This window comes from Micromonospora echinospora, from assembly GCF_014203425.1.
GTDB classification, from domain to species: domain Bacteria; phylum Actinomycetota; class Actinomycetes; order Mycobacteriales; family Micromonosporaceae; genus Micromonospora; species Micromonospora echinospora_A.
In genome coordinates this window covers 6,530,195-6,555,786 of sequence record NZ_JACHJC010000001.1, presented here as the reverse complement: position 1 = coordinate 6,555,786, position 25,592 = coordinate 6,530,195, and the positions used below count along the sequence as shown (strand labels likewise).

General features: G+C 73.7%; 20 protein-coding genes. 13 read left to right on the top strand and 7 right to left on the bottom strand.

Going from position 1 to position 25,592, the window contains the following annotated elements:
• Positions 1-3 precede the first annotated feature (3 nt).
• The 5 genes from FHU28_RS29465 to FHU28_RS29445 form a co-directional block, all read right to left on the bottom strand.
• Entirely contained in the window at positions 4-183 is a 180-nt protein-coding gene (locus FHU28_RS29465; protein ID WP_030503218.1) for a DUF6104 family protein, read from the bottom strand.
• Positions 184-249: 66 nt separating this feature from the next.
• Positions 250-4,008, bottom strand: coding sequence for a multifunctional oxoglutarate decarboxylase/oxoglutarate dehydrogenase thiamine pyrophosphate-binding subunit/dihydrolipoyllysine-residue succinyltransferase subunit (locus tag FHU28_RS29460; protein WP_184688187.1), 3,759 nt, complete (start codon positions 4,006-4,008; stop codon positions 250-252).
• Positions 4,009-4,266: 258 nt separating this feature from the next.
• Positions 4,267-5,094 (bottom strand): ABC transporter permease, encoded by an 828-nt coding sequence (locus FHU28_RS29455; protein WP_091422372.1) that lies wholly within the window; start codon positions 5,092-5,094, stop codon positions 4,267-4,269.
• The gene (locus tag FHU28_RS29450) at positions 5,091-6,032 is read right to left on the bottom strand and encodes an ABC transporter ATP-binding protein (RefSeq protein ID WP_376700847.1); all 942 of its coding nucleotides are present in this window, start codon (positions 6,030-6,032) and stop codon (positions 5,091-5,093) included. The genes FHU28_RS29455 and FHU28_RS29450 overlap by 4 nt, the downstream gene beginning before the upstream one ends.
• A gap of 138 nt (positions 6,033-6,170) precedes the next feature.
• On the bottom strand, positions 6,171-6,827 hold the full coding sequence (locus FHU28_RS29445) for a hypothetical protein (RefSeq protein ID WP_184688177.1): 657 nt from the start codon (positions 6,825-6,827) through the stop codon (positions 6,171-6,173).
• Positions 6,828-7,301: 474 nt separating this feature from the next.
• On the opposite strand from FHU28_RS29445, the gene FHU28_RS29440 reads away from it, so the two are divergent.
• The 7 genes from FHU28_RS29440 (at position 7,302) to FHU28_RS29410 (ending at position 14,660) form a co-directional block, all read left to right on the top strand.
• Positions 7,302-8,141, top strand: a complete 840-nt coding sequence (locus FHU28_RS29440) for a DUF4097 family beta strand repeat-containing protein (RefSeq protein WP_184688174.1) — start codon at positions 7,302-7,304, stop codon at positions 8,139-8,141.
• Positions 8,138-8,758: a PadR family transcriptional regulator gene (locus FHU28_RS29435; protein ID WP_184688171.1), complete on the top strand. Its 621-nt coding sequence runs from the start codon at positions 8,138-8,140 to the stop codon at positions 8,756-8,758. The genes FHU28_RS29440 and FHU28_RS29435 overlap by 4 nt, the downstream gene beginning before the upstream one ends.
• Positions 8,759-8,822: 64 nt before the next feature.
• Positions 8,823-9,524, top strand: coding sequence for a response regulator transcription factor (locus FHU28_RS29430; RefSeq protein ID WP_043328553.1), 702 nt, complete (start codon positions 8,823-8,825; stop codon positions 9,522-9,524).
• Positions 9,521-11,083 carry a HAMP domain-containing sensor histidine kinase gene (locus FHU28_RS29425; RefSeq protein WP_184688169.1) on the top strand — a complete coding sequence of 521 codons (1,563 nt, stop codon included), beginning with the start codon at positions 9,521-9,523 and terminating at the stop codon, positions 11,081-11,083. The genes FHU28_RS29430 and FHU28_RS29425 overlap by 4 nt, the downstream gene beginning before the upstream one ends.
• Before the next feature lie 62 nt (positions 11,084-11,145).
• Positions 11,146-12,657 carry a S1C family serine protease gene (locus FHU28_RS29420; protein ID WP_184688167.1) on the top strand — a complete coding sequence of 504 codons (1,512 nt, stop codon included), beginning with the start codon at positions 11,146-11,148 and terminating at the stop codon, positions 12,655-12,657.
• A 134-nt stretch (positions 12,658-12,791) separates the two neighbouring features.
• Positions 12,792-13,463 (top strand): BON domain-containing protein, encoded by a 672-nt coding sequence (locus FHU28_RS29415; RefSeq protein WP_184688165.1) that lies wholly within the window; start codon positions 12,792-12,794, stop codon positions 13,461-13,463.
• 135 nt (positions 13,464-13,598) lie between these two features.
• Complete coding sequence (locus FHU28_RS29410; RefSeq protein ID WP_184690031.1) at positions 13,599-14,660, top strand: glycosyltransferase family 4 protein; 1,062 nt, start codon at positions 13,599-13,601, stop codon at positions 14,658-14,660.
• Between the two features lie 4 nt (positions 14,661-14,664).
• Here FHU28_RS29410 and FHU28_RS29405 read toward each other — a convergent pair whose 3' ends face one another.
• Entirely contained in the window at positions 14,665-16,137 is a 1,473-nt protein-coding gene (locus FHU28_RS29405; protein ID WP_184688162.1) for a serine/threonine-protein kinase, read from the bottom strand.
• 177 nt (positions 16,138-16,314) lie between these two features.
• Here FHU28_RS29405 and FHU28_RS29400 point away from each other — a divergent pair, with 177 nt between their 5' ends.
• The 4 genes from FHU28_RS29400 to FHU28_RS29385 are packed head-to-tail and all read left to right on the top strand — an operon-like array spanning position 16,315 to position 22,031.
• Entirely contained in the window at positions 16,315-17,148 is an 834-nt protein-coding gene (locus FHU28_RS29400; RefSeq protein WP_073828718.1) for a patatin-like phospholipase family protein, read from the top strand.
• Entirely contained in the window at positions 17,148-18,170 is a 1,023-nt protein-coding gene (locus FHU28_RS29395) for a 1-acyl-sn-glycerol-3-phosphate acyltransferase (protein ID WP_184688159.1), read from the top strand. The genes FHU28_RS29400 and FHU28_RS29395 overlap by 1 nt, the downstream gene beginning before the upstream one ends.
• Before the next feature lie 55 nt (positions 18,171-18,225).
• Positions 18,226-18,546, top strand: coding sequence for a divalent-cation tolerance protein CutA (gene cutA / locus FHU28_RS29390; protein ID WP_184688157.1), 321 nt, complete (start codon positions 18,226-18,228; stop codon positions 18,544-18,546).
• Between the two features lie 47 nt (positions 18,547-18,593).
• Positions 18,594-22,031 (top strand): SCO7613 C-terminal domain-containing membrane protein, encoded by a 3,438-nt coding sequence (locus tag FHU28_RS29385; RefSeq protein ID WP_184688155.1) that lies wholly within the window; start codon positions 18,594-18,596, stop codon positions 22,029-22,031.
• A 112-nt stretch (positions 22,032-22,143) separates the two neighbouring features.
• Here FHU28_RS29385 and FHU28_RS29380 read toward each other — a convergent pair whose 3' ends face one another.
• Positions 22,144-22,923 carry an SDR family NAD(P)-dependent oxidoreductase gene (locus FHU28_RS29380; RefSeq protein ID WP_184688153.1) on the bottom strand — a complete coding sequence of 260 codons (780 nt, stop codon included), beginning with the start codon at positions 22,921-22,923 and terminating at the stop codon, positions 22,144-22,146.
• A gap of 293 nt (positions 22,924-23,216) precedes the next feature.
• On the opposite strand from FHU28_RS29380, the gene FHU28_RS29375 reads away from it, so the two are divergent.
• Together FHU28_RS29375 and FHU28_RS29370 are read left to right on the top strand one after the other, a co-directional pair.
• Positions 23,217-24,269: a fatty acid desaturase family protein gene (locus FHU28_RS29375; RefSeq protein ID WP_184688151.1), complete on the top strand. Its 1,053-nt coding sequence runs from the start codon at positions 23,217-23,219 to the stop codon at positions 24,267-24,269.
• A 120-nt stretch (positions 24,270-24,389) separates the two neighbouring features.
• Positions 24,390-25,538, top strand: coding sequence for an FHA domain-containing protein (locus tag FHU28_RS29370; RefSeq protein WP_184688149.1), 1,149 nt, complete (start codon positions 24,390-24,392; stop codon positions 25,536-25,538).
• Positions 25,539-25,592: the final 54 nt, after the last annotated feature.

Here is a 25,592-nt window from a genome sequence, read left to right as displayed (position 1 = left end):
CGGTCAGTCGTCGTCCGGGTCGTCGAGGCGGGCCAGCCAGGTGGCGAACCGCTCGATCGGGGTCTCGAACTCCGGGTTCAGGTCGACGAAGTCACGTAGCCGCTCGCCCAGCCACTCCAGGCTCACCTGCTCGTCGCCCCGGCGCTCGACCAGCTCCTCGATGCCACGGTCGGTGAAGTACACGGTGTTCCTCTCGTCGTCGTACGGCAACGGCCCGCCCCGGGTCGGGACGGGCCGCTGCCGGTGGTGTCACGGGCGGGGGAGAGCCGCCTCGATCAGCGCGTTCTGCTCGACCTCGTGCATCTTCGCCGAGCCGACCGCCGGAGCCGCGGCGGCGGGCCGGGAGATGCGGCGCAGCCGGACCTCGGGCAGGTGCTCCAGCAGGTTCAGCGCGACGAACGACCAGGCGCCCTGGTTGGCCGGCTCCTCCTGGACCCAGGCGAAGTCCTCGGCGTTCGGGTACTGCGCCAGCGCGGCCCGGACCTCCTCGACGGGCAGCGGGTAGAGCTGCTCCATCCGGATGATCGCGGTGTCCGTGACGCCCCGCTCCTGCCGGGCCTGGAACAGGTCGTAGTAGACCTTGCCCGAGCAGAGCAGCACCCGCTTGACCTGCTCCGGCGCCGGAGCCGCGGTGTCGGCCAGCACCGGGGAGAACGTGCCGGTGGTGAAGTCCTCCACCGGCGACACGCAGAGCTTGTGCCGCAGCAGCGACTTCGGCGTGAACACCACCAGCGGCTTGCGCTTCGGCGACAGGGCCTGGCGGCGCAGCAGGTGGAAGTAGTTCGCCGGGGTGGTCGGGATGGCCACCCGCATGTTGTCCTCGGCGCAGAGCTGCAGGAACCGCTCCGGGCGGCCGGAGGTGTGGTCCGGGCCCTGGCCCTCGTGGCCGTGCGGCAGCAGCAGGGTCACCGCGGAGCGCTGACCCCACTTCACCTCGCCGGAGGAGATGAACTCGTCGATGACCGACTGGGCGCCGTTGACGAAGTCACCGAACTGGGCCTCCCAGGCCACCAGCGCGTTGATGTTCTCCACCGAGTAGCCGTACTCGAAGCCCATGGCCGCGTACTCGGAGAGCAGCGAGTCGTGGACGAAGAAGCGCGACCGCTCGCCGTCGGCGGTGAGCGACATCAGCGGCAGGTAGTCCTCGCCGGTCTTGGCGTCGACCACCGAGGCGTGCCGCTGGACGAACGTGCCACGGCGCGAGTCCTGCCCGGCGAGCCGGACGGTGACGCCGTCGTGCAGCAGCGTGCCGAACGCGATGATCTCGGCGAAGCCCCAGTCGATGCCGCCCTCGACGGACATCTTGCGGCGCCGCTCCAGCAGCTGCTGGATCCGCTTGTGCGGGGTGAAGCCCTCCGGCAGGTTGACGTGCGCCTCGCCGATCGCCTTGACCACCGAGGCGTCGGTGGCGGTGTCGACCTGCGGCTCCGGCTCCTCCTCCCGCGCCGGGCGGCTGAGCTGGCGCGGCGTGGTCGCGGCGTCCCGGGTGGCCTTGAAGACCCGCTCCAGCTGCCCCTGGTAGTCGCGCAGCAGCTCCTCCGCGTCCTCCACGGTGATGTCGCCGCGCCCGATCAGCTCCTCGGTGTAGAGCTTCCGGACCGAGCGCTTCGAGTCGATGATCTTGTACATCTCCGGGTTGGACATCGACGGGTCGTCGCCCTCGTTGTGCCCGCGCCGGCGGTAGCAGACCATGTCGATCACGACGTCCTTGTTGAACGCCTGCCGGTACTCGAACGCGAGCCGGGCCACCCGGACCACTGCCTCCGGGTCGTCGCCGTTCACGTGGAAGATCGGCGCCTGGATCATCCGGGCCACGTCGGTGCTGTAGAGGCTGGACCGGCTGTACTCCGGGGCGGTGGTGAAGCCGACCTGGTTGTTCACGACCACGTGCACGGTGCCGCCGGTGCGGTAGCCGCGCAGCTGGGACAGGTTGAGCGTCTCGGCGACCACACCCTGGCCGGCGAAGGCGGCGTCACCGTGCACCGCCAGCGGCAGCACGGTGTAGCCCTCCAGCTTGAGGTCGATCCGGTCCTGCTTGGCCCGGACTATTCCCTCCAGCACCGGGTCGACGGCCTCCAGGTGCGACGGGTTCGCCACCACCGACACCTTGACCGCGTGCTCGCCGTCCGGGGTGGTGAACTTGCCGTTCTGCCCCAGGTGGTACTTCACGTCGCCCGAGCCCTGCGTGGAGCGCGGGTCGAGGTGCCCCTCGAACTCGGAGAAGATCTTCTCGTACGGCTTGCCGACGATGTTCGCCAGCACGTTGAGCCGGCCGCGGTGGGCCATGCCGATGACGACCTCGTCCAGCCCGGCCTCGGCGGAGCACTCCAGCACCTCGCCGAGCAGCGGGATCAGCGACTCGCCGCCCTCCAGCGAGAAGCGCTTCTGGCCGACGTACTTGGTCTGCAGGAACGTCTCGAACGCCTCGGCGGCGTTGAGCCGGTTCAGCACGTGCTTCTGCTCGTCGGAGCTGGGCTTCTCGTACTTGCGCTCGACCCGCTCCTGGATCCAGCGCCGCTCCTCCGGGTCCTGGATGTGCATGTACTCGATGCCGACCCGGCGGCAGTACGAGTCGCGCAGCACGCCGAGGATCGAGCGCAGCTTCATCCGCTGCTGGCCGGCGAAGCCGTTGACCGGGAAGACACGGTCGAGGTCCCAGAGCGTGAGCCCGTGCTGGAGGACGTCCAGGTCCGGGTGCTTACGGATCTTGAACTCCAGCGGGTCGGTGTCGGCCATCAGGTGGCCGCGCACCCGGTACGCGTGGATCAGCTCGTGCACCCGCGCGGTCTTGTTGATCTGGCCTTCGCTGTCCACGGCCACGTCGCGCATCCAGCGCACCGGCTCGTACGGGATGCGCAGCGAGGTGAAGATGTCGTCGTAGAAGCCGCGCTCACCGAGCAGCAGCTCGTGCATGACCTTCAGGAACTCGCCGGACTGTGCGCCCTGGATGATCCGGTGGTCGTACGTGCTGGTCAGCGTGATGACCTTGCTGACCGCGTTCTCGGCCAGGGTGGCCTCGCTCATGCCCTGGTAGGGGGCCGGGTACTCCATCGCGCCGACGCCGATGATGGCGCTCTGCCCCTGCATCAGGCGCGGGATCGAGTGCACCGTGCCGATGCCGCCCGGGTTGGTCAGCGAGATCGTGGTGCCGGAGTAGTCCTCCATGGTCAGCTCGTTGCGGCGGGCGCGCCGGACCACGTCCTCGTACGCCTGCCAGAACTGCCGGAAGTCCATCTGCTCGCAGCCCTTGATGGACGGCACCACCAGGTTGCGGGAGCCGTCCGGCTTGACCAGGTCGATCGCGATGCCCAGGTTGACGTGCTCCGGGCGGACCATCGCCGGCTTGCCGTCCACCTCGGCGAAGGAGTTGTTCATCTCCGGGTGCTCGACGACGGCGCGGACGAGCGCGTACCCGATCAGGTGGGTGAAGCTGACCTTGCCGCCGCGACCGCGGGTGAGGTGGTTGTTGATGACGATGCGGTTGTCGACCAGCAGCTTGGCCGGGACGGAGCGCACGCTGGTGGCGGTCGGGACCGACAGCGACGCGTCCATGTTCTGCACGATCTTGGCGGCGACGCCGCGCAGCGGCGTGGTGCCGGGGCCGGTCGCCTTGGCGGCCGGCTTGGCGGCGGCCTTCTTCGCCGGCTCGGGCGCCTTCGCCGCCGGCTTCGCGGCGGGCTTGGCCGGTGCGGGCTCGGCCTTGGCGGCGGCCTTCGGCTCGGCCTTGGCGGGGGCGGCCTTCTGCTCCGCCTTGGCGGGCTGCTCGGTCACCGTGGCCACGGCTTCCTGCTGCTCGGCCGGCTCGGGCTTCGCGGCCGGCTTGGCCGACGCCTCCGGGCGCGGTGTGGCGGCGCCCGGGGCCGGCCGGTAGTCGGCGAAGAAGTCGTGCCAGGCCGAATCGACGCTCGAGGGGTCGGCGAGGTAGCGCTGGTACATCTCCTCGACGATCCACTCGTTCGGGCCGAAACCCGCCAGTGGGTTCTCCTGCGAAGTCTGCTGGGTCGACACGGCCGCTAATCGCCTCTTTCACGCGGTTGTGAATGTCACGGTGGCCCCCGGTGACCCCCGGTTGCCGACGCTGGGTAAACCGATGCCAAGGCTACGCCGTGCGCTGAGCGCAGGCATTCTCGCCTCCGGCTGGTGGTCCGTTTCACAGAAGATGCCAGAAGTTCGGCAAACGCTGCGTGATCCGCCGACTCCTGCTAGACGAGCAGGACCCCGGCCGACGACGTCCGTCATCGACCGGGGTCCGCCCCGACCGCGAGGTCAGGAGATGTCGCGCTTGCGGATCGTGGCCACGCCGATCGCGCCGGCCACCACCGCGTATCCGATCAGCACGAGGGCGCCGGCCCACTGCGGCGGGTTGCCCGGGATGTCCGTGTCGCCGCCCACCATGAGCCCGGAGGCCAGCGACGGGACCAGCAGCTGGAGCTTGTTGATCCAGTCGCCGTACCGCGCCGCGAGGAGGCTGAGGACGATGACCGCGCCGATCGCGCCGCCCAGGTAGAACAGGATGCCGGTCACCGTGGCGCCGATCTGGCTGCGGATCAGCACGCCGAGCCCGACGCCGAGCACGGACCAGAGCAGGTAGGCCAGGCCGTTGAGCGCGATCGCCCGCCAGACAGCGCCGCTGCCGAGCTGCGAGCCGACGTCCACCGAGTTGAGGATCACCGGCGAGATGATCAGGTTCAGCACGGTGGTGACGAGCCAGAACAGCAGCGCCAGCACGCCGGCCGCGGCCAGCTTGGCCAGCATCACCGCGGTGCGGTGCGGCGCGGTGAGGAACGTGGTGGTCACCGTCTGATGGAAGAACTCGCTGGTCACCACCACGATGCCCAGCAGCAGCACGATGAGCAGCCCGAAGAACTGGCCGTTGGTGTAGAGGTTGGCCGCCAGGTTGTCGGCCGCCGAGATGGCCTGCAACTGGTCGGACTGGTCGGCCGGCACCTCGCCGAAGTCACCGCCGGCCAGCGCATCGGTCTGCAACCAGTTGAAGAACAGCGTGAGCGCCCACAGCGCCAGGCTGATCAGCCCGAAGATCCACCAGGTGCTGGTGGTACGGATCTTGAGCAGTTCGGATCGGACCAGCGTCATCGGATCTCCGCCTTTCCGGCCGTCAGCTCCAGGAAGACCCCTTCGAGGTCGGGGCGCTCGGTGGTCAGCTCGTGCAGCTCGACCTTGGCGGCCAGCGCGACCCGGCCCACGGTCGGCGCGTCCACGCCGGTCACCAGCAGCGCGCCGTGCGGGTCGGTGTCGACGGTGGCCGACTGCTCGCGCAGCGCCGCGGCCAGCTCGTCGGCCTGCGGGGTGCGCACCCGCACCCGGGCGCCGTGCGTCATCGAGGCCATCACCTGGTCGACCGGGCCCTGCCGGACCAGCTTGCCGGCCGCGATGATGACCACGTCGTCGGCGAGCAGCTGCATCTCGGAGAGCAGGTGGCTGGAGACCAGCACCGTGCGCCCCTCGGCGGCGAGACCCTTGAGGAAGCCGCGCATCCAGCGGATGCCCTCCGGGTCCAGGCCGTTCGCCGGCTCGTCCAGCATCAGCACCTGCGGGTTGCCGAGCATCGCGGCGGCGATGCCGAGCCGCTGCTTCATGCCCAGCGAGTAGCCCTTGAACTTGCGCTTCGCCGCGGGCGAGAGCCCGACCAGGGCGAGCGCCTCGTCGGCGCGCTCCTTCGGCAGCCCGGCCGCCGCGCAGATCACCCGCAGGTGGTTGATCCCGGTGCGGCCCTTGTGCGCGCTGGACGCCTCCAGCACCGCGCCCACAGTCCGCAGCGGGTCGGTCAGGTCGGCGTACCGGCTGCCGCCGATGGTGGCCGTGCCGGCGCTCGGCGTCACCAGGTTCAGCAGCATGCGCAGCGTGGTCGTCTTACCGGCGCCGTTCGGGCCGAGGAAGCCGGTGACCCGGCCCGGCTCGACGGTGAACGACAGATTGTCCACCGCGCGGACGGTCTTGTATTGCTTGGTCAGGCCGGACACGATGATCTGGCCGGTCCCGGCACTGGGGCGTGGCTGCCCGTCGGACATCATTCTCCTCTCCTGCCCCGGCGGGCTCGACGCGCGCCGGTGGGGGCGCCGTTGCGGGGGTGCCCCGCAACAGCCTTCCAACCCGGCGCAAGGGGGTCAATCAGGCGGGACGCGTACCCGCCGTCCTCCTCAGGGAGGAGATCAGGCCGTCGGCAGCGCCACCCAGGTGGCCCGGGCGCGGCCGAGCAACGCGCCGTCCGCACCGTACAGGCTGGTGTGCACCTCGGCCTTCCGTCCCTCGCCGCCGACCGCGAGGCCGGTCACCGCGCACTCGTCGCCGGGCCGTGGCAGCGCCGTGACCTGCGCGGCGATCCGCCCCAGCACGTACGGGCGGCCGGGCGCGAGCACCGCCCAGCCACCCGGGCAGTCCAGCGCCGCCCACACCGTCGCGGGCGTCACCTCCGCCGGGGCGTCGAACGGCGCGGCGGTCCGCCCGTCCGGCAGCCGTCCCGGGAAGATCCGCAGCCCGTCCGGCTGCGCCGGGCCGCAGACGAAACAGCGGGGGAACGGGTGGTCCAGTAGACCGGGGTACGCCCGCGCGGCGTCCTCCGCCGTCGCCCGGTCCACCGGTGGCACCACCGCCTCGACCGGCGCCACCCGGCGTACCTGGGCGATCAACTGGCCGTCCGGGTCGCGTACCTCGCCGTCGGCGGCGGTCAGCGGGGTGTCCAGCGGCGGCGGCCGGCGCAACGTGACCTCCACCGGCCCCCGGTCGTCGATCAGCGCGGCGAAGATCCCGGCGCTCCAGCCGCCGTTGCCCGAACCGTCCGGTCCCTGGAAACGGGCCTCGACCAGCATGCGCACCTCCGGTTCAGCTCCGCCGGCGCCCTCGCCGGCGGTCCGCCCGGCAGCCTCGCACACCCCCGCGCCGCACCGGCCGTCCCGGTTCGCACGACGCCGCCGGCCGGCGTTCACCGGATCGACACCCCTCACCCCGCCCGGTGGCAACCCACGGCACCGGTCCCGGCCGCGCGACCTGCCCGCCACCGACTGCTGCCCGGCAGCGCTGGACCTGGACCGTCAGAGATCTTGGTAGCAAACGGCCCCTATGAGGCCCCTATGAGGGCCTTTTGCTACCAAGATCTGTCGGCTTCTCAAGGGCTGGAAAGGTGATCCTTGCCAGTGGGAGGAGGGGAGGGCGGAGGCGGCTGCGCGGGCGTCGGAGACGCGACACAGTCGCGATAGGCTCTTGTTCAGTCGCGATGTATCGCGTTATGCTCCTCGCGTCACTCGACGTGCCGTCGGTCGGTACGTCGTCGAGGGGAGGACGCCATGGCCAACTGGACGGTCGACAGCCCGCAGCGGATCACTGTGGACGAGCCGGTCACCCGGCTCGACGTCCGGCTGGTCAGCGGCCGGCTCAACGTGGTCGCCACGGACGGCCCGGCGCGGGTCGACGTCACCCGGATCGGCCGGCGGCCACTCCTGGTCGAGATGCGCGACGGCCGGCTGACAGTGCAGCACGAGCGGTCGAGCCGGTGGCCGGGGGTGCTCTGGTCCTTCGGCCCGCTCCACCGCCGGTATCGCGCCGAGGTGTCGATCGCCGTTCCGGCCGAGGTCCTCGCCGACCTGCACCTGGTGGACGGCACGCTCGTCGCCTCCGGCCTGCGCGGGGACACCAAGGTCGACGTCACGTCCGGCCAGGTCACCCTGCGAGGGCTGCGGGGGCGCACCAGCGCCAAGGTCATCTCCGGGCCGGTCGAGGCGCTCGGCATCGGCGGCGACCTCGACCTGGAGACGGTCTCCGGTGAGCTGATCCTCGCCGACAGCGCGCCCGAGCGGGTCCGCGCCCACGCCGTCTCCGGCTCGATCACCTGTGACCTGGACAACCCGCGCGGCAGCGAGATCCGGCTCAGCGCCATCTCCGGCAGCATCACCGTGCGGGTCCGCGAGGACAGCGACCTCACCGTGCACCTGCACACCACCTCCGGCCGCATCACCAGCGGCTTCCCCCAGGTGGGGGCCGGTCAGCAGGGCTTCGGCCCGATCAAGGACAGCCACGGCGTGCTCGGTGGGGGCGCGGGTAGGCTCTGGGCCTCCGCGACCTCCGGCAGCATCGCGCTGCTCGCCCGCCCGGTCGCGACCGCCGAGGACGTGGAGGAGCTGCCGTGACCGCGGTGTTCAGCCACGGCCGGCTCCGGCTCTACCTGCTGAAGCTGCTCGACGACGGCCCGAAGCACGGATACGAGCTGATCCGCCTGCTGGAGGATCGCTTCCTCGGCCTGTACGCCCCCAGCGCCGGCACCATCTACCCCCGGCTGCAGCGGCTCGAGACGGAGGGCCTGGTCACGCACACCGCCGCGGGCGGGCGCAAGGTCTACGAGATCACCGAGGGGGGCCGCGCCGAGCTGCGGCAGCGCGCCGACGAGCTGTCGACCCTGGAGGCCGACATCGGCGCCGCCGTCGAGGACCTGTCCGCGCTGGCCGGTGAGATCCACAACGAGGTACGCGGCTCGGTCCGCGACCTGAAGCGCGAACTGCGTGAGGTGGCCCGGCAGACCCGGCAGGGGGCGTGGACGGCGTCCGCCACGGCCCGGCCCGGCAGCGACGGGGGATCGGCCCGTCCGGACGACTCGCCGCTGCTCGCCGAGTTCGACAAGCGGCTGGCCGCCTTCACAGTCGAGGTCGGCGCGCTGGTACGGGCGCGGCGGCTCAGCGACAACCAGCTCCGTACCGCGATCCGGATGCTCGACGGGGCGCTGGAAGGGCTGCGGCGGCTGTTCCGCTGATCTCACAGGTTGTTTCCAGGGTCCACCCAGCGCGGCCGCAGCCGGAGCGCGGATGATGGGGCTCATGGCGGCTACCCAGACGGAGGCTCGACTGCTCGTGGTCGAGGACGATCCCAACATCCTCGAACTGCTCTCCGCGAGCCTGCGTTTCGCGGGCTTCGACGTGGCCACCGCGACCAGCGGCAGCGCCGCGCTGAACGCCGCCAAGGACCACCGGCCCGACCTGGTCGTGCTGGACGTGATGCTGCCCGACCTGGACGGCTTCGAGGTCATCCGGATGCTCCGCGAGGGGGGCACCCGTACCCCGGTGGTCTTCCTGACCGCGCGCGACGCCACCGACGACAAGATCCGCGGGCTCACCCTGGGCGGCGACGACTACGTCACCAAGCCGTTCAGCCTGGAGGAGCTGACCGCGCGGATCCGGGCCGTGCTGCGGCGTACCGCGACCGGCGACCAGACCCCGTCCCGGCTCACCTTCGCCGACCTGGAGCTGGACGAGGAGACGCACGAGGTGCACCGCGCCGGTCAGCGGGTGCAGCTCTCGCCGACCGAGTTCAAGCTGCTGCGCTACCTGATGCTCAACGCCAACCGGGTGCTCAGCAAGGCGCAGATCCTCGACCACGTCTGGAACTACGACTTCCGCGGTGACGACAACATCGTCGAGTCGTACATCTCGTACCTGCGCCGCAAGGTCGACAACACCCAGCCGCGGCTGATCCACACGCTCCGGGGAGTGGGCTACGTGCTACGCAAGCCGGCGGCGTGAACGTCGTCCACGACGCGAAGGGCAGGCTGCGCAGCGTCCCGCTCCGGCTGAAGCTCGTCGCCGCCGTCCTCGCGCTCGTGGCCGTGGCGCTCGTCGTGATCAGCGGCCTGACGGCGTTCCTGCTGCGGAACTATCTGATCGGGCAGGCGGACGACCAGCTCCGCGGCGGCGCGTACACGGTGGCCAACGCGCTCGACAAGGCCGGTGGCGGCCCGATCAAGATCACCATTCCGTCCGACTACGTGGCGTCCACGGTGGCGCCCGACGAGCCGCCGGACCCGGACGGACCGTACCGCTACCAGGGCCTGCGCGACGAGGAACTGCCCCGCTTCCCCGTCGACTACGCGGGCTACCAGGAGCAGGTGGGCGACCCGTTCACCGTGCGCTCCGAGGACGGCCGGAGCCGGTGGCGGATGCTCTACACCGCCCTGCCCGACGGGAGGGTCATCGCGCTCGGGCAGCACCTCACCGGCGTCGACTCCGCGGTCGGGCGACTGGTGTGGATAGACCTCCTGGTCGGCGGCGCGGTGCTGATCTCGCTGGCGTCGGTCGGTGCCGGCATCGTGCGTACCAGCCTGAAGCCGCTCGTGGAGATAGAGCGTACGGCGGCTGCCATTGCCGGCGGTGATCTGACCCGGCGGGTGCCCGACCCGGAGATGGGGCGGCCGTGCCCGACCTCGGAGCTGGGCCGGCTGTCCCGGGCGCTGAACGCGATGCTGGCCCAGATCGAGGCCGCGTTCACCGCGCGGGCCGCCTCCGAGGCGGCGGCGCGCAGCGCCGAGATGGGCGCGCGGGACGCGGCCGCGTACGCGCAGGCGTCGGAGGCGCGGGCCCGCCGGTCCGAGGAGCGGATGCGGCAGTTCATCGCCGACGCCTCGCACGAGCTGCGGACGCCGCTGACCACCATCAGGGGCTTCGCCGAGCTGTACCGGCAGGGCGCGGCGCGCGCGCCGGAGCAGACCGCCGACCTGCTGCGCCGCATCGAGGACGAGGCGTCCCGGATGGGGCTGCTGGTGGAGGACCTGCTGCTGCTGGCGCGGATGGACCGGGAACGGCCGATCGCGCTGGCCCCGGTGGAGCTGCCGGTGCTGGCCTCGGACGCGGTGGAGGCGGCCCGGGTGGTAGACCCGGACCGGCGCATCGAGCTGGAGCGGGCGCCGGGCGCCGGCCCGCTGGTGGTGCTCGGCGACGACGCCCGGCTGCGCCAGGTGATCGGCAACCTGATGACGAACGCGCTCACCCACACCCCGTCCGATGCCTCGGTGACGCTGCGGCTGCGGGCGGAGGCGGGCAACCTCGCCGTGGTGGAGGTGGCGGACACCGGCCCCGGCCTCACGCCGGAGCAGGCCGAGCGGGTCTTCGAGCGGTTCTACCGGGTGGACGCCGCGCGTACCCGGCGGGCGGGCGGGCCGATCAGCACCGGCCTCGGCCTGGCCATCGTGGCCGCGCTCGTGGCCGCGCACCACGGCACCGTCGAGGTGGACGAGACTCCCGGCGGCGGGGCGACGTTCCGGGTGAAGCTGCCGCTGCTGCCCGAGGCGCCGGAGCCGGGCGAGTGACGTTCAGAAAACTTCCAGGCGGATTCCAGGCTGATGACAGTGCCACGGGGAAAGCTATCGGTATGACCGACCACGAGACCGATCCGCAGCGGTCGCCGGCCCCCGCCGACGCCGAGCCGTCGCACCACACCGCCGAGCTGCCCCGCGTCGAGAGCGGGACGTCGGACTCCTCGAACACCCCGGCCGCAGCGCCGGTTCCGGCCGACTCCCCGGCCGCCGGAACCACGGCGCAGCCTGGAACCACGAACCCCGCCGCCGCGCCGGCCGGCCCGTACCCGCCGCAGGGCGGGACGCCGTACCAGGCCGCGGCGCAGCAGCACCACCCCTGGTACGGCCAGCAGCACCAGCAGCACGGCTGGGCCCAGCAGCAGGGCGGCTCCGGCTACCCGTCGGCGCCGCACAGCGGCGGACCGGTCCCGTCGTACCAGGCGCAGCCGTACCAGGGACAGCACGGGCAGCACGCGCAGCAGGGCTACCAGCCGTACCAGGCCGGGCAGCCGACCCCGCCGTGGGGCACGCCGCAGCCGGCCCGGCCCAGCCGGGCCGGGAAGTTCATCGGCGCCGGCGCGCTGGCGCTGGCCCTGATGTTCGGCTCGGGCGTGGCCGGCGGCGCGCTGGCCCTCGCGCTCGACGGGGACGGCCCGACCCGTACCTACTCCGCCGCTCCGATCATCAACAGCGCCGACCTGCCCAAGATCGCGGCTTCCGTCCAGGACAGCATCGTCACGATCATGACGGGCAGCGGTGAGGGATCCGGGGTGATCCTCAGCGCCGACGGGTTCGTGCTGACGAACAACCACGTGGTCGCCGGCGCCGGCGGCGACACCGTCCGGGTGGTCTTCGCCAACGGCAAGAGCGCGTCCGCCAGGATCGTCGGAACCGACCCGAAGACCGACCTCGCGGTGGTCCAGGCCAGCGGGGTGAGCGACCTGAAGGCGGCGAAGTTCGGCGACAGCGACGCCATGCAGGTGGGTGACCAGGTGCTCGCCCTGGGCAGCCCGCTCGGCCTGCAGGGCTCGGTCACCGCCGGCATCCTCAGCGCCCGCGACCGCACCATCCAGGCGGGCAGCGGCCAGCAGACCCCGCAGCAGGGCGCCAGCTCGATCTCGGGCCTGCTCCAGACCGACGCCCCGATCAACCCGGGCAACTCCGGCGGCGCGCTCGTCAACACCCGGGGCGAGGTGATCGGCATCAACACCGCCATCGCCACCGCCGGGCAGGGCAGCACCGGCAACATCGGCGTGGGCTTCGCCATCCCGAGCAACAAGGCCAAGGACGTGGCCGAGAAGCTCCAGCGCGGCGAGAAGATCAGCCACCCCTCGCTCGGGGTGAGCGTGAACGGCGCCGAGGACGGCGGCGCGCTCGTCGTCGCCATCACCCCTGGTAGCCCCGCCGAGAAGGCCGGGATCCAGCGCGGCGACGTGATCACCAAGTTCGGCGACAAGATGATCAACGACTCGAACGATCTGGTCGGCGCGGTTCAGGCCGGCAAGGTCGGCGACCGGGTCGAGGTCGAGTACAAGCGAAACGGATCCACCGAGACCGCAACCGTGACGCTCGCCGAGACGTCATAGTCCCGAAGACCTGCCTCCCTCCTGGGCGGCGGGCGACGGAGCCAAGGGGGTTGGCTCCGTCGCCCGCCGCCCCTCCTCTTTCTCATCCGGTGCGGGTGAGCCCGGCTCACCCGCACCGACGGCAGGCTGGGGGCATGACCACCACGTCCGCCGCGCGTACCGACCAGCAGATCCAGCGCGACGTCCTCGCCGAACTGGACTGGGACGCGCAGACCCGGGCCACCGAGGTCGCCGTCACCGTCAACCGGGGCGTGGTCACGCTGGCCGGGCGGGTGGACAGCTACGCGCGGCGGTGGGCCGTCGAGCGCTGCGCCCACCGGGTACGCGGAGTGCGCGCGGTCGCCAGTGACCTGGAGGTCGACCTGACCGCCACGGACCGGCGTACCGACGCCGACGTCGCGATCGCGGCCAGCCGGGCGCTGGAGTGGGACAGCTTCGTGCCGGCCGAGCGGCTGGACGTGACAGTCGCCGACGGCTGGGTCATGCTCCGGGGCGAGGTGGAGTTCGGCTTCCAGCGCCGGACCGCCGAACGTGAGCTGCGCCGGCTGCGCGGCGTACGCGGGTTGACGAACCTGATCGAGGTACGGCCCCCGGCCCCGCCCAGCGACGAGCAGCAGCGCCTCGACCTGCGCCGCCTGCTGCTGCGACGGACCGGCACCGAGCGGATCGACGCCCGGGTCGACGGCGACACGGTGGTGCTCGACGGCGTCGTGGGCGCCTGGTGGCAGCGCGAGGAGGCGGAACGGGCCGCCTGGGCCCTGCCGGGCGTACGCGAGGTGCACGTCGGGATCGTGGTGTCCGGCTGAGCCGCGTGTCGTTTACCGCGGGCCGGGTCGGGAACCCGCGACCCAGCGGGTACGCCGGCGACCGAGCGGGGAGGACTCGTGGCCGTGAACCAGCAGTCCTCGGAGCGCTGGCGGGCCGGGCCGCTGCGGATCGCGATGGTGGTGCCGCCGTGGCTGTCGGTGCCGCCGCCCGGCTACGGCGGGCTGGAGACGCTGGTCGCGGGACTGGTCGACGAGCTCGTCGAGCGGGGGCACGCGGTGACCCTGTTCGGGGCCGGGACTGGGCACGGCACCTCGGCCGACTTCGTCTCCACGGGCGACGAGCTGCAGTACGAGCGGATGGGCGAGTCGCTGCCCGAGCTGGCGCACCTGGCCCACGTCGACCGCCTGGTCGGCCCGGCCGACTTCGACCTGGTGCACGACCACAGCACCATCGGCCCGCTGGTGGCCGGACGCCGCCGGGTGCCCACGGTCGCGACCGTGCACGGCAATCCGGTGGGTGAGTACGGCACCGTGCTCGGCAACACCGACCGGGGGGTGGGCCTGGTCGCGATCTCGCACGCGCAGCGCCGGGCGAATCCGGGGCTGCCCTGGGCCGGCACCGTGCACAACGCGATGCCGCTGCGGGACGTCCCGCGCAAGCGGGCGCCCGGGACGGGACCGGTGCTCTGGCTGGCCCGGTTCAGCCCGGACAAGGGCCCGGACGTGGCGATCGCGGCGTGCCGGGCGGCCGGGCTGCCGCTCACGCTGGCCGGCAAGTGCAACGAGCCGGCCGAGCGCCGCTACCTGGACCAGGTGGTACGGCCGTTGCTGGGCGAGGACGTCACGCTCGTGCTGAACGCCGACCGCGAGGCCGCGTGGCGGCTGCTGCTGGAGGCCCGTTGCCTGATCATGCCGATCCAGTGGGCGGAGCCGTTCGGCATGGTGATGGTGGAGGCGATGGCGACCGGCACCCCGGTGGTGGCGCTGCGCCGGGGCGCGGTGCCGGAGCTGGTCCGCTCCGGGGTCACCGGCTTCGTCTGCGACGACGCCGACGAGCTGCCGGCGGCACTGCTGGCGGCGGCCGACCTGGATCCGGCCGACTCCGTCGCCCACGTCACGGAGAACTTCTCGGTGGAGCGGATGGCCGCCGACTACGAGGCGGTCTACCGGGGCTTCCTGGCCGCGCGGGCGGGCACGCCGGCGCCCCGGGCCGTCGCGCCGGCAGTCGCGGGCTGACCCGTCAGGTCTGCCCGGCCACGAGTTCCGCGGCGGCGGCGTCGAGTCGCCGCGCGTACCCGGGGGTGATGCTGCCCTCGCGCCGACGTTCGTCGATCTTGGCGCGGAGCCGGTCCACGGCTGTGGTCACCTCGCCCTCACCGCTCGCGGCGACCGCGTTGCGCAGCAGGTTGCGCAGGTCCACCCCGACGTCCTCGCGGATCTGGCCCTCCGCCAGCCCGGCCTCGATCAGCCCGTCGACCCGTTCGGCGGCGTCGGCCTGGCCGGTCGCGGGCGGGCGGTTGCCGGCGGTGGGGGGCGCGCTCGACGGCGCGGCCGGCGCCGTGGTGACCGGCGGCTCCGCCGCGGGCGGGACGGTGGTCGGCGGCTGGACCGGCCCGGCGGTCGGCAGCACCCGGGGGTCGTCCGGCCGGTCCGGCGTCAGCGCGGGCACGAGCAGCGCGGCGGCCGCGACCACCGCCACGCCGGCCGCCGCCAGCACGAGGACGCGCCGCCGGCCCGGCGCGGCGGCCGGGTTGTCCGGCGGGACCGGGGCCGGGGCCGAGGCCGGCCCGGGCGGCGGGGGAGCAGGCGGTGGAGCAGGCGACGGCGGCAGCGTGGGCAGCGTCATGGTCGGCGACAGCATGGTGGCGGCCTGCGGGTCGGCGGGCAGCATCTGGTCGCGCAGCACGGCCGCCACCCGGTGCGCGCTGGGCCGCCGTCGCGGGTCGCGGGCCAGGCAGCGCAGGCAGATCTCCGCGACCGGTCCGGGCAGCCCCGGTACGTCGTCGAGGCTGGGCTCCGGGCTCTCCGCGAGCGCGGCGCTCAGCTCCTCCCAGGTCTCCGCCGGGTACGGCGGGTGCCCGGTCAGCGTCTCGAACAGCAGCACGCCGAGCGAGTAGACGTCGGTGGCCGGCTGGGCGGGCGCGCCGTCGAGCCGTTCCGGCGCCACGTACGCCGGGGTGCCGAACGTGCCGCCGTCCTCGTCGTCGTCCGGCGTGCCGATCCGGGTGGCGATGCCGAAGTCGAGGACCTTCGCCCCGGTGCGGGTCATCATCACGTTGGCCGGTGTCACGTCCCGGTGCACGATGCCGAGCCGGTGCGCCGCGGCGAGCGCCTCGGCCACCTGGGCGCCGGTCTCCACCGCTGCCGGCCACTGCAGCGGCCCCTCGGTGAGCCGGTGTTCCAGCTCCTCGCCGGCGAGCAGCTCCATCACCACGAACGAGGTGATCGAGCCGTCCGGCGCCACCGTCTCGCCGTAGTCGTGCACGGCCGTGACATGTGGATGGTCGAGCTGGGCGGCCGAGCGGGCCTCCTCGCGCACCATGTCGCGGAACCGGGCGTCGGCGGCGAGTGAGGGCGCGAGCACCTTGACCGCCACCACCCGGTCGAGCACCTCGTCCCGGGCTCGCCAGATCACCGACATGCCACCGGCGCCGATCCGGTCGATGAGCCGGTACCGACGGGCCAGCAGACGGCCGGCCTGGAGTGTCGCCATCAGCTCGCACCTGCCTGGGCTCGGGAGCGCTATCAGGTTGCGTGAATGTGTCTTACCTGTCAACAGTCCTCGCGGCGCCGATTGCGGGGCGCGCATTCGCGATGGCTCCCGGTCACCGCCGGGACCAGCGGGGACGCCCGCCCGGCCGGTTGTGGGCCGCGTGCCAGGATGAACGTCATGGCAGCGGGTCCGGTGGCGTTCGTGCTCGGCGGCGGGGGAGTGCTCGGCGCGGTCGAGGTGGGGATGCTGCGCGCCCTGTTCCGCGCCCGGATCAAACCCGACCTGGTGCTGGGCACGTCGATCGGCGCGGTCAACGGCGCCCTGGTGGCCGCCGACCCGACCGAGGCGGTCACCGACCGGCTGGTCCGGCTCTGGGCCTCCCCGGAGGCCAGCGAGGTGTACGGCGACTCGGTCGCCCGGCAGTTGCGCCGGTTCGCCGCCCGTACCCACCTGCACTCGCCCCGGCCGCTGTACCGCCTGCTGGAGAGCACACTGGGCGAGGACACCACCTTCGCCGACCTGGCCGTGCCGTTCCGCTGCTGCGCCGCGAACATCGAACGCGCCGCCGAGCACTGGTTCCACAGCGGACCGCTGGTGCCGGCGGTGCTCGCCTCCGCCTCGGTGCCCGGGCTGCTGCCTCCGACCCAGATCGACGGCCAGCACTACATCGACGGCGGGGTGGTCAACTCGATCCCGGTCGGCGAGGCGGTGCTGCTCGGCGCGAAGCAGATCTTCGTGCTCCAGGTGGGCCGGATAGAGCGCGAGCTGAGCCCGCCGCGCCGCCCGTGGGAGATCGCCCAGGTGGCGTTCGAGATCGCCCGCCGGCACCGGTTCGCGCGGGAGATGGCGGCGCTGCCCGAGGGCGTGGAGGTGCACGTGCTGCCCACCGGCGGGCTGGAGCCGCGCGACGACAGCCCGTGGGCGTACCGGGACACCGCGGCGGTGGGACGGCGGATCAGTCGCGCGTACACTGCCTCCCGCCGATACCTGGACACCGCGCTGGAGCGCTGATGCCGTTGCCGCCCCGCTGGCTCCGCCGGCTGGTGCTCGCGCCCGGAGTGGTGCTGCTCGCCTTCTTCGTGGTGACCACGCTGCCCGTCTGGGCGCTGCTCGCGCTCGCCGCGTCGCCGCTGGTGCCGGGACGGCTGCGCCCGCTGCGGCTGCTCTGGATCGGCACCGTCTACCTGGTCTGGGACGCCGCCGCGCTGCTCGCCCTCTTCCTGCTCTGGCTGGCCTCGGGCTTCGGCGCGTACAAGCGTGCGCCGGCCTTCCAGCGGGCCCACTACGTGCTCGCCGGGTGGTTCCTGCGGGTGATGTTCTGGCAGGCCCGGTGGACGCTGCGGCTGAGCATCGACGTGGTCGGCACCGACCCGGACACCGCCCTGCCCGGCCGCCCCGAGCTGGTGGTCTGCCGGCACGCCGGGCCCGGCGACTCGTTCATCCTGATCCACGCGCTGGTGAACTGGTTCAACCGGGAACCCCGGATCGTGCTCAAGGAGACGCTCCAGTGGGATCCGGCCATCGACGTGCTGCTCAACCGGCTGCCCAACCGGTTCATCGCGGCCGGGCCGGACGGGCGCGACTCGGTGGTGCGGCAGATCGGGCACCTGGCCACCGGCCTGGACGACAACGACGCGTTCGTGATCTTCCCGGAGGGGGGCAACTTCACCCCGTCGCGGCGGCTGCGCGCGATCGACCGGCTCCGCAGGCTCGGGCTGGAGCGGATGGCACGCCGCGCCGAGCGGATGCGGCACGTCCTCGCCCCGCAGCCGGGCGGGCTGCTCGCCGCGCTCGACGCCGCGCCGGACGCCGGGGTGATCTTCGTGGCGCACACCGGCCTGGACCAGATGCTCACGGTCGCCGACGTGTGGCGCGAGCTGCCGATGGACAAGCGGATCGTGATGCGGTTCTGGTCGGTGCCGCCGGAGGAGATCCCGGCCGGCAAGCAGGAGCGCATCGACTGGCTGTTCGACTGGTGGGCCCGCATCGACAGGTGGATCGCGGACAACCGCAACGGCACTGTCGACGCCTGAGCCGATTCCCCGCGCCTGTTCAGCGCGCCGGTGGCGGGCCGCGTAGGGTGCGCTGGTGGACCAGATCTGCGTGGTGACGACTGTGGTGGACGCCCGCGGGGTCGCGGACGTGCTGGCGGCCGCGGCCGTCGCCGGCCGGCTGGCGGCCTGCGCCCAGGTCGGCGGGCCGGTGGACAGCACCTACTGGTGGCAGTCGGCGATCCAGACCACGGCCGAGTGGCAGGTGCGGTTCAAGACCGCGCCGGACCGGGTGGACGCGCTGGTCGACCAGCTCCGCGCCAACCACCCGTACGAGGTGCCGGAGATCCTGGTCAGCCTGGAGGGCAGCGGCAACCCCGGTTACACCGCCTGGGTGCACGAGCAGACCCGGCCCTAGGTACTCCTACTCTGTCCGTCCGCCCCGCCGCCCGCGAAGCTGGCCGGGTGGAGAACACCGGCTACCCCTGCCCCGGCTGCGGCGCTCCGGCCGACCTCGTCGCCGGATGCCGCGGTTGCGGCCGCCCGCCCTATCCGCCCGCCGCCGAGGTGATCCGGCTGGACCGGGAGATCACCGAGCTGGTGCCGCGCGTCGAGGCGGCCCGGCTCGCGTACCACGATCTGTCCGGCCGCCTGTCCACGGCCCGGCAGCGGCGGTCGGCGCTGGCCGCCCGGATCCGTCAGGAGATCCCCGCGCCGGGCCCGGTCGCCGCGCCCGTGCCGCAGGCCGCCGGCCCCGCGCCGCTCCCGGTCGCCGCGCCGGCGCCGCCGCCGCGTGTGGTTCCGCCCACCGCTCCGGTACGCCCCGGCGGCGCGGAAACCTCCACCCGGGCGGTGCAGGGGCTGCTCTTCGTCCTGGGTGGACTGCTGCTCGGCACCGCCGCCGTGGTGTTCACCGCTGTCGCCTGGGCCACGTTCGGGGTGACCGGCCGGGCGCTGGTCCTGCTGGCGGTCACCGCGTTGGCCCTGGCCGCGCCGCTCGTCGCCCGGGCGCGCGGGCTGCGCGGCACCGCCGAGACGCTCGCCTCGGTGGGGTTGCTGCTGGTGGTCCTGGACGGGTACGCCGCCTGGTCGGTGAACCTGTTCGGGGTGACCGGCCTGCCGGGCAGCCGGTACGCGGCGCTCGTCGCGGCCACCGGCGCGGCCGTCGCGGCCGGATACGGGCTGATCAGCCGCCTCACCGCGCCCTGGTTCGCGGCGTGGCTGCTCGCGCAGCCGGTGCTGCCCCTGGCCGTGGCCGCGTTCCGGCCGACCGCCGCCGGCTGGGCGCTGACGCTGACCGCCGTGGCGCTCGGCGACCTCGCGGTGGTGGCCGTGCTGCGCCGCCGGACCTCCGACAGGCGCGGCGCGCTGGTGGCCGGGCAGGCGCTGGGCTGGATCGGGCACGGCGCGGCGCTGGTCCTGGCGGCCGGCTGCGCGCTGGTGCCGCTGGCAGCCGGCCACGCGGCGGGCACGCCACTGCTGGCCGGTGGCCCGCTGCTGGTGGTGGCGCTGGCCCTGCTCGTCGGCGCGCTCACCGCGGGTGGCCGGACGTGGCGGGCGACGACCGCCGGGCTGCTGGTGCCGGTGCTGGCGGTCGCGCTGGTCCGGCCGGTCGCCGAGCTGCGTCCCGGGCTGCTGCTGGTCGCCGCCGCGCTCGTGGTCGCGGCGCTGGCCGGTGCGGTGCGGGCGCTGCCGGCGTCGGTCCGGACCGGCCCGCGGGTGGGCGCGCTCGCGGTGGCCGCCGCGCTGGGCCAGGTCACTGTCGTGCTCACCGGCCTGGTCGGCGCGGCCACCGCGAGTGCCTCGTTCCCGGCCTGGCAGGGCGGGCGGGACGTGCCGGTCCCGTCCTGGGGCTGGCAGCTCCCGGCGGCCCTGCTGCTGACCGCCGGCGCGGTAGCGCTGCTGACGCCCCGGGCCGCCCGGCCGCTGGTCGGCGTGATCGCCGCCGGGCTGGTCGCCCTCGCCGTACCGGCCGTGACGGCGACGCCGTGGCCGCTGGTGCTGGTCGTGGACCTCGCGACGGCCGCCGCGCTGCTGCTGGCGGCGGTGGCCCGGCCGCGCCCGGGACGGGTGGCCGTCCCGGTCGCCGCGTCGGCCGGTGCGGTGCTGCTCGGGCACGCGCTGCTGGTCGGCTTCGCCGCGCCCGCCGGGGCGGTGGCGGTGCTCGCCGTGACGGCGCTGCTCGGCGTGACGGTGGCCGGGCTGGGCCGGCGCGGGCTGGGCGTGCAGCCGGTCGTCGGCGGTGTCTCGCTCGCAGTGGCGCTGGTCGCCGTACCGGCGGCGGCGGCCGTCGCGCTGCTCGGCCTGGGTGCGCCACTCTGGTGGCAACTGCGGGGCGCCACCGCCGCCGTCGTGGTGCCGGTCGTCGTGGTCCTCGCCGTCCGTCGCCTGTGGACCGACCTGAACTGGTACGCCTCGACGGGGCTCGCCGTGGCGCTCGCCGGGGTCGGCCTCGTGCCGCTCGTCGCGCCGGGCGGGGAACCGGTGGCGCTCTACGCCACGGCGGGGGTCCTGCTGGCGCTCGCCGCCGGGGGCGGCTCCCGGCCGGCGGCCGCCCTGCGCGCGGTGGGCGCCGCGCTTGCCGGATTGGCTCTGCTGGCCAGCGCGCGGACCGTGCTGCTGGTGCTCGCGAACCTGCCGGTGCGGCCCGGATCCGGGGTGCCCGCCGCCGCGACGGCGTCTGCCGAGACCGCCCGCGCCGGGCTGGTGCTGCTGCTCCTGGGTGCCGCCGCCGGGGCGTACGCCGCGACGGATCGCCGCGTCGCGTGGTGGCTCGCCGCGTCGCCGTTCGGCGCGGTGGCGCTGCCCGTGCTGGCCGAGGCGGCCGGCGCGCCCTGGCCGGTGGTGCCGGCGACGGCGTTCGGGATCGGGCTGGCCGCGCTGCTGGCCGCCGCGCTCACCGGCGCGTACCGGGCGGTGCTCGTGCCGCTGGCCGTGGTGCTTGCCGTTCCCGGGTTCGGCGGCCTGCTCGCCACCCGGGCCGGGACGCTCACCGCGCTCGGTGTGCTGGTGGTGGCCGGTGCGGTGACCGGGACGGCCGGGCGGCCGGCGGTGGTCCGGATCGTGGGGTGGCTGGGCGCCGTCGCGGCGGCCACCGGGTTCGCCCTCGTCGCGTCGCTCACGGCCGGGCAGTCGCTGCGTACCGGGGCGTTCGCGGTCCTTGCCGTCGCAGCAGTGACGCTGCACGCGGCGCCGCTGCTGCGCGTGGTCCGATCCGGCGGTCCGGGCGGCGTCGGGCGGGCCGGCGCGTGGGCGCTGGAGGCGGCGGCGCAGGCCGTGGCGCTGCTCGCGCTGCTGCTCGCGGGCGGCTCGTTGCGGCACGCGGCGGCGGTCTGCGTGCTGTGGGGCGTGGCCGTCGCGGTCCGGGTGCTGCGCCGGGGCGAGTCGCCGGACGGGCGTCGGGTGCTGGCCGCGGTCGCGGCGGGCAGCGAGCTGATCGGCGGCTGGCTGGTGCTCGCAGCACGCGGGGTGGTCGTGCTGGAGGCGTACACGCTGCCGGCGGCGGCGCTCGCCCTGGGCGCCGGGGTGCTGGCGCTGCGGCGCCGGCCCGGGCTGACCAGCTGGCTGGCGCTCGGCCCCGGGCTCGGCGCGGCGTTGCTGCCGAGCCTCGTGTCGGTGCTGGTCCTCGGTGAGCCGCAGCCGTGGCGGCGGCTGGCGCTCGGCGCGGCGGCAGTGGCAGTGGTGTTCGCCGGGGCGGCCCGGCGCTGGCAGGCGCCGGTGGTGCTGGGTGCGGCCACGCTGGTGCCGCTGGCGCTGCACGAGCTGGCCCGGGGCTGGGACCGGACGCCCCGCTGGGTCTTCCTGGGAGTGGGTGGGCTGCTGCTGATCGGGCTGGCCGCCACCTACGAGCGACGCCGGCGCGACCTGATCCGGCTGCGTGAGACCGTGGCCCGGCTCGGCTGATCCACGCTCTGAGTTCGCCGGTGGCGACCGGCTGAGCTCGCGGGCCGGGTGGCGTTCGAGTGCGACCGCCACCCGGCTTCCGCGACCGGGACGGATGCCCGATCCGCTCGCCTCACCTGATCGGCGAACCGCCGTCGACCGGGATGGTGTGGCCGTGGATGAAGGACGCGTCGTCGCTGGCGAGGAAGCAGACCGCGCGGGCGATCTCGTGCGGCTCGCCGTACCGGCCGGCGGGCGCCTGCATGGTCAGGTCGTAGAACGGGAAGTCGCTGGTGATCTCCGCGCCCTCGAAGGCGGCGGTCTTGATCACGCCGGGGCCGATGCCCACCGCGCGGATGCCCTTGTGGCCGTAGTCGTAGGCGATCTGCTTGGTGAGCCCGATGACGCCGTGCTTGGCGGTGGTGTACTCGGCGCCGACCTCGCTGGCGACCACGCCGGACGCCGACGACACGTTGATCACCACACCGTTGCCGCGCTCCAGCATGTGCGGCAGCGTGGCCTTGGTCGCGAGGAAGACGCCCTTCAGGTCGACCTCCATGACGCGGTCCCACTGGCCGTTCTCGATCTCCAGCAGCGGCACGTACGCGCCGAACACGCCGGCGTTGTTCACCAGCACGTCGATGCGCCCGTACGCGTCGAGGGCGGCGCTCACCATGGCGCGCACCGAGTCCTCGTCGGTGACGTCGGCCGCCACCGCCACCGCGTCGCCGCCGGCTTCCTTGACGCGCGTGACGGTGGCCTCGGCGCGCTCCAGGGAGAGGTCGGAGACGACGACCTTCGCGCCCTCGGCGGCCAGCTCGACGCACATGGACATGCCGAGTCCGGAGCCGACCTGGTCCGGGCTGAAGCCGCCGCCCGTCACGAGCACAACCTTGTCTGTCAATCCACGCACTGTGCTGTCTCCCGTCTGTCGATGACCGTGCGTCCGGCACGGCTGACCGTTCGGATGAATGGCCCTCATCTTTACGTACAGATTAGCTGCTCAGAGGGGGTGCGCCCACCGGTGCGCGGCCCACTACGGTGTGACGAAGATCGTGAACGCTGCTCCGGTCCGGAAGGGGTAGGGACAGCACCACCCCCGGGTCGGGGGCCTACTGGCTTATCCACGGCGACGATCAACGACAGAATCAGTGACGGAGGGCCGCGTAGTAGAGCGCGGCTCGAGGCACCGGGGAGCGACATCGGATGAGTTCTTCGACGTTGGCGGCACCGGAGGGACGGCGGGGCAGCGACTACGCGCGGCTGTCCCGCCGGATCGCCGAGGCAGGACTGCTCGAGCGGCGGCCCGGCCGGTACGCATTGCGGATCGCGCTCACGCTGGGCGCCTTCGTGGCCGGCTGGGTCGTCGTGGCGCTCGTCGGCGACTCGTGGTGGCAGTTGCCGCTGGCCGTCGTGATGGCGGTGGCGACCACGCAGGTGGCGTTCCTCGGCCACGACGCCGGGCACCGGCAGATGTTCCGGCGGCGCGGGCCCAGCGAGGCAGCCGGGCTGGTCGCCGGCAACCTCGCCGTCGGACTCAGCTACGGCTGGTGGGTGGACAAGCACAACCGTCACCACGCCAACCCGAACCACACCGACGAGGACCCGGACGTCGGCGCGGGCGCGCTGGTCTGGACGTACGAGCAGGCGACTGCCACGCGCGGCCTGAGCCGGTGGATGGCCCGCCGCCAGGCGTGGCTGTTCTTCCCGCTGCTCCTGCTGGAAGGGTTCGCGCTGCACGTGGCGAGCGTGCAGGCGCTGGTCGGCCGGGAGCCGGACGGCCGGTGGCGGGTGCCGATGCGGCACCGGGCCGTGGAGGCGCTGCTGCTCGCCGCGCACGCCGCCGGCTACCTCGGGCTGCTGTTCGCGGTCATGTCCCCGGCCAAGGCGCTGCTGTTCGTGGCCGTGCACCAAGGGCTCTGGGGTCTCTACATGGGCTGCTCGTTCGCCCCGAACCACAAGGGCATGCCGATGCCGACCGACGAGGACGCCCTCGACTACCTGCGTAAGCAGGTGCTCACCTCACGCAACGTCCGCGGTGGCCGGTTCGTCGACCTGGCGCTCGGCGGCCTGAACTACCAGATCGAGCACCACCTCTTCCCGAACATGCCCCGCGCCAACCTGCGCCGCGCCCGGCCGCTGGTCATGGCGTACTGCGCCGAGCAGGGCGTCCCGTACGCGGAAACCGGGCTGATCGAGTCGTACCGGCAGGCGCTGGCGCACCTGCACGACGTCGGCCGCCCGCTGCGCGCGGGCTGACCCGACCGGCTGCCGGTAGGGTCGTCGCATGGTGGAGGGCGCGCCACGCCGGTGGCGCGCGGCGCGCCGGGGCCGACGGCCCCGGCCGCGTCACGGGACGACATCGTGCGGAGCTGCGGCATGAGATTCGAGATCAGCAAGGTGCTCGACGCCATCGAGGGACGGGTCTGCACCGATCCGTCGCTGGCCCGGGCCGTGGTCGACCTGGCCGAGGTCATCCGCTGGCAGAACCTGGACGGCGGTCGGCCGGCCAGCCTGCTGCGGCTCGGCATGGTGATCGACGCGCTGTCCCGGCAGATCGGCGAGGACAGCGTCCCGGTCTACGCGATCGTGCACCGGGCGCTGCTGTCCGACGCCGACCTGACCTCCAACGAGCGGATGGTGGTCCGCCGCTGGGCCGACGACGGCCTGGTGGAGGTGCTCGATCAGCCCGGTGACCGGATGCTTGAGGTGGCCGACCTGCTGGGCCTGCCGGTGCTCACCCGGGCCCGGCTGGACGGCCTCGTCGGCCGGTACCCGTGGGTCGGGCAGGCGGGCCGCGTGCTCGCCCCGGTGCCCGGCGCCGGTGGGCCGGTCTTCATCGCGCACGTCGGCGGCGGCCAGGACCCGGCCACCGGCAGCCGCTCACCGGCGGGTGTCAAGCTGCTCTCCCGGAAGTGGCGCTGCCCCGAGCCGGGTTGCGCGCTGTTCGGCGGCGGCGGGGGCGGCGGCGCGTTCGCCGACCTGGCCGCCGTGGACCGGGTGCCGGCCGAGCAGCCGCCGCCCACGCTGCGCACCGGCGCGCCGACCTGCCCCCGGCACGGCGCGCGGCTCTCCGACGCCGGTCCGCGCCCACGTGCCGAGGTGCTCGCGGTGCGCATCGGTGGGCTGGTCCGCAAGCGGTTCGTGCTCACCGAGACCGAGCCGGTGCCGGTCGGCCGGGCGCCGGAAGGGCCGGGCGCGGTGACCCTCGGCCAGTGGCTCAACGACGAGGCCCGGCGCTGGATCAGCCGCAGCCACATCCGGTTGGAGCTGCGGGTGGGCGAGGTGGTGGTCACCGACACCAGCACCAACGGCTCCGGCGTGCGACCGGGCGGCTCGATGGCGGAGAACGAGCGGATCGCCCTGCCTCCGCAGCAGTCCCGGGTGCTCGGCGAGGGTGACCTGGTCGAGCTGTACCCGGGTGTGCAGGTGGGCCGCGCCGCACAGATGAGCAGCGACGCCACGTACACCCCGAACTCGGTGATGGCCGAGGCGCCGACCATGGCGATGCGGCTGCCGCGTCAGTGACCCGCGTGCGAAGGCGCCGGGACCGTCGTGGTCCCGGCGCCTTCTCGCGTACGA

Bases quoted from the DNA above. Each gene is read 5' to 3' on its own strand.
- FHU28_RS29440 (WP_184688174.1), top strand. From the start codon at position 7,302: ATGGCCAACTGGACGGTCGACAGCCCGCAGCGGATCACTGTGGACGAG.
- FHU28_RS29420 (WP_184688167.1), top strand. From the start codon at position 11,146: ATGACCGACCACGAGACCGATCCGCAGCGGTCGCCGGCCCCCGCCGAC.
- FHU28_RS29375 (WP_184688151.1), top strand. From the start codon at position 23,217: ATGAGTTCTTCGACGTTGGCGGCACCGGAGGGACGGCGGGGCAGCGAC.
- FHU28_RS29370 (WP_184688149.1), top strand. From the start codon at position 24,390: ATGAGATTCGAGATCAGCAAGGTGCTCGACGCCATCGAGGGACGGGTC.
- FHU28_RS29415 (WP_184688165.1), top strand. From the start codon at position 12,792: ATGACCACCACGTCCGCCGCGCGTACCGACCAGCAGATCCAGCGCGAC.
- FHU28_RS29445 (WP_184688177.1), bottom strand. From the start codon at position 6,827: ATGCTGGTCGAGGCCCGTTTCCAGGGACCGGACGGTTCGGGCAACGGC.
- FHU28_RS29450 (WP_376700847.1), bottom strand. From the start codon at position 6,032: ATGATGTCCGACGGGCAGCCACGCCCCAGTGCCGGGACCGGCCAGATC.
- FHU28_RS29405 (WP_184688162.1), bottom strand. From the start codon at position 16,137: ATGGCGACACTCCAGGCCGGCCGTCTGCTGGCCCGTCGGTACCGGCTC.
- FHU28_RS29455 (WP_091422372.1), bottom strand. From the start codon at position 5,094: ATGACGCTGGTCCGATCCGAACTGCTCAAGATCCGTACCACCAGCACC.
- FHU28_RS29410 (WP_184690031.1), top strand. From the start codon at position 13,599: ATGGTGGTGCCGCCGTGGCTGTCGGTGCCGCCGCCCGGCTACGGCGGG.
- FHU28_RS29395 (WP_184688159.1), top strand. From the start codon at position 17,148: ATGCCGTTGCCGCCCCGCTGGCTCCGCCGGCTGGTGCTCGCGCCCGGA.
- FHU28_RS29430 (WP_043328553.1), top strand. From the start codon at position 8,823: ATGGCGGCTACCCAGACGGAGGCTCGACTGCTCGTGGTCGAGGACGAT.
- FHU28_RS29400 (WP_073828718.1), top strand. From the start codon at position 16,315: ATGGCAGCGGGTCCGGTGGCGTTCGTGCTCGGCGGCGGGGGAGTGCTC.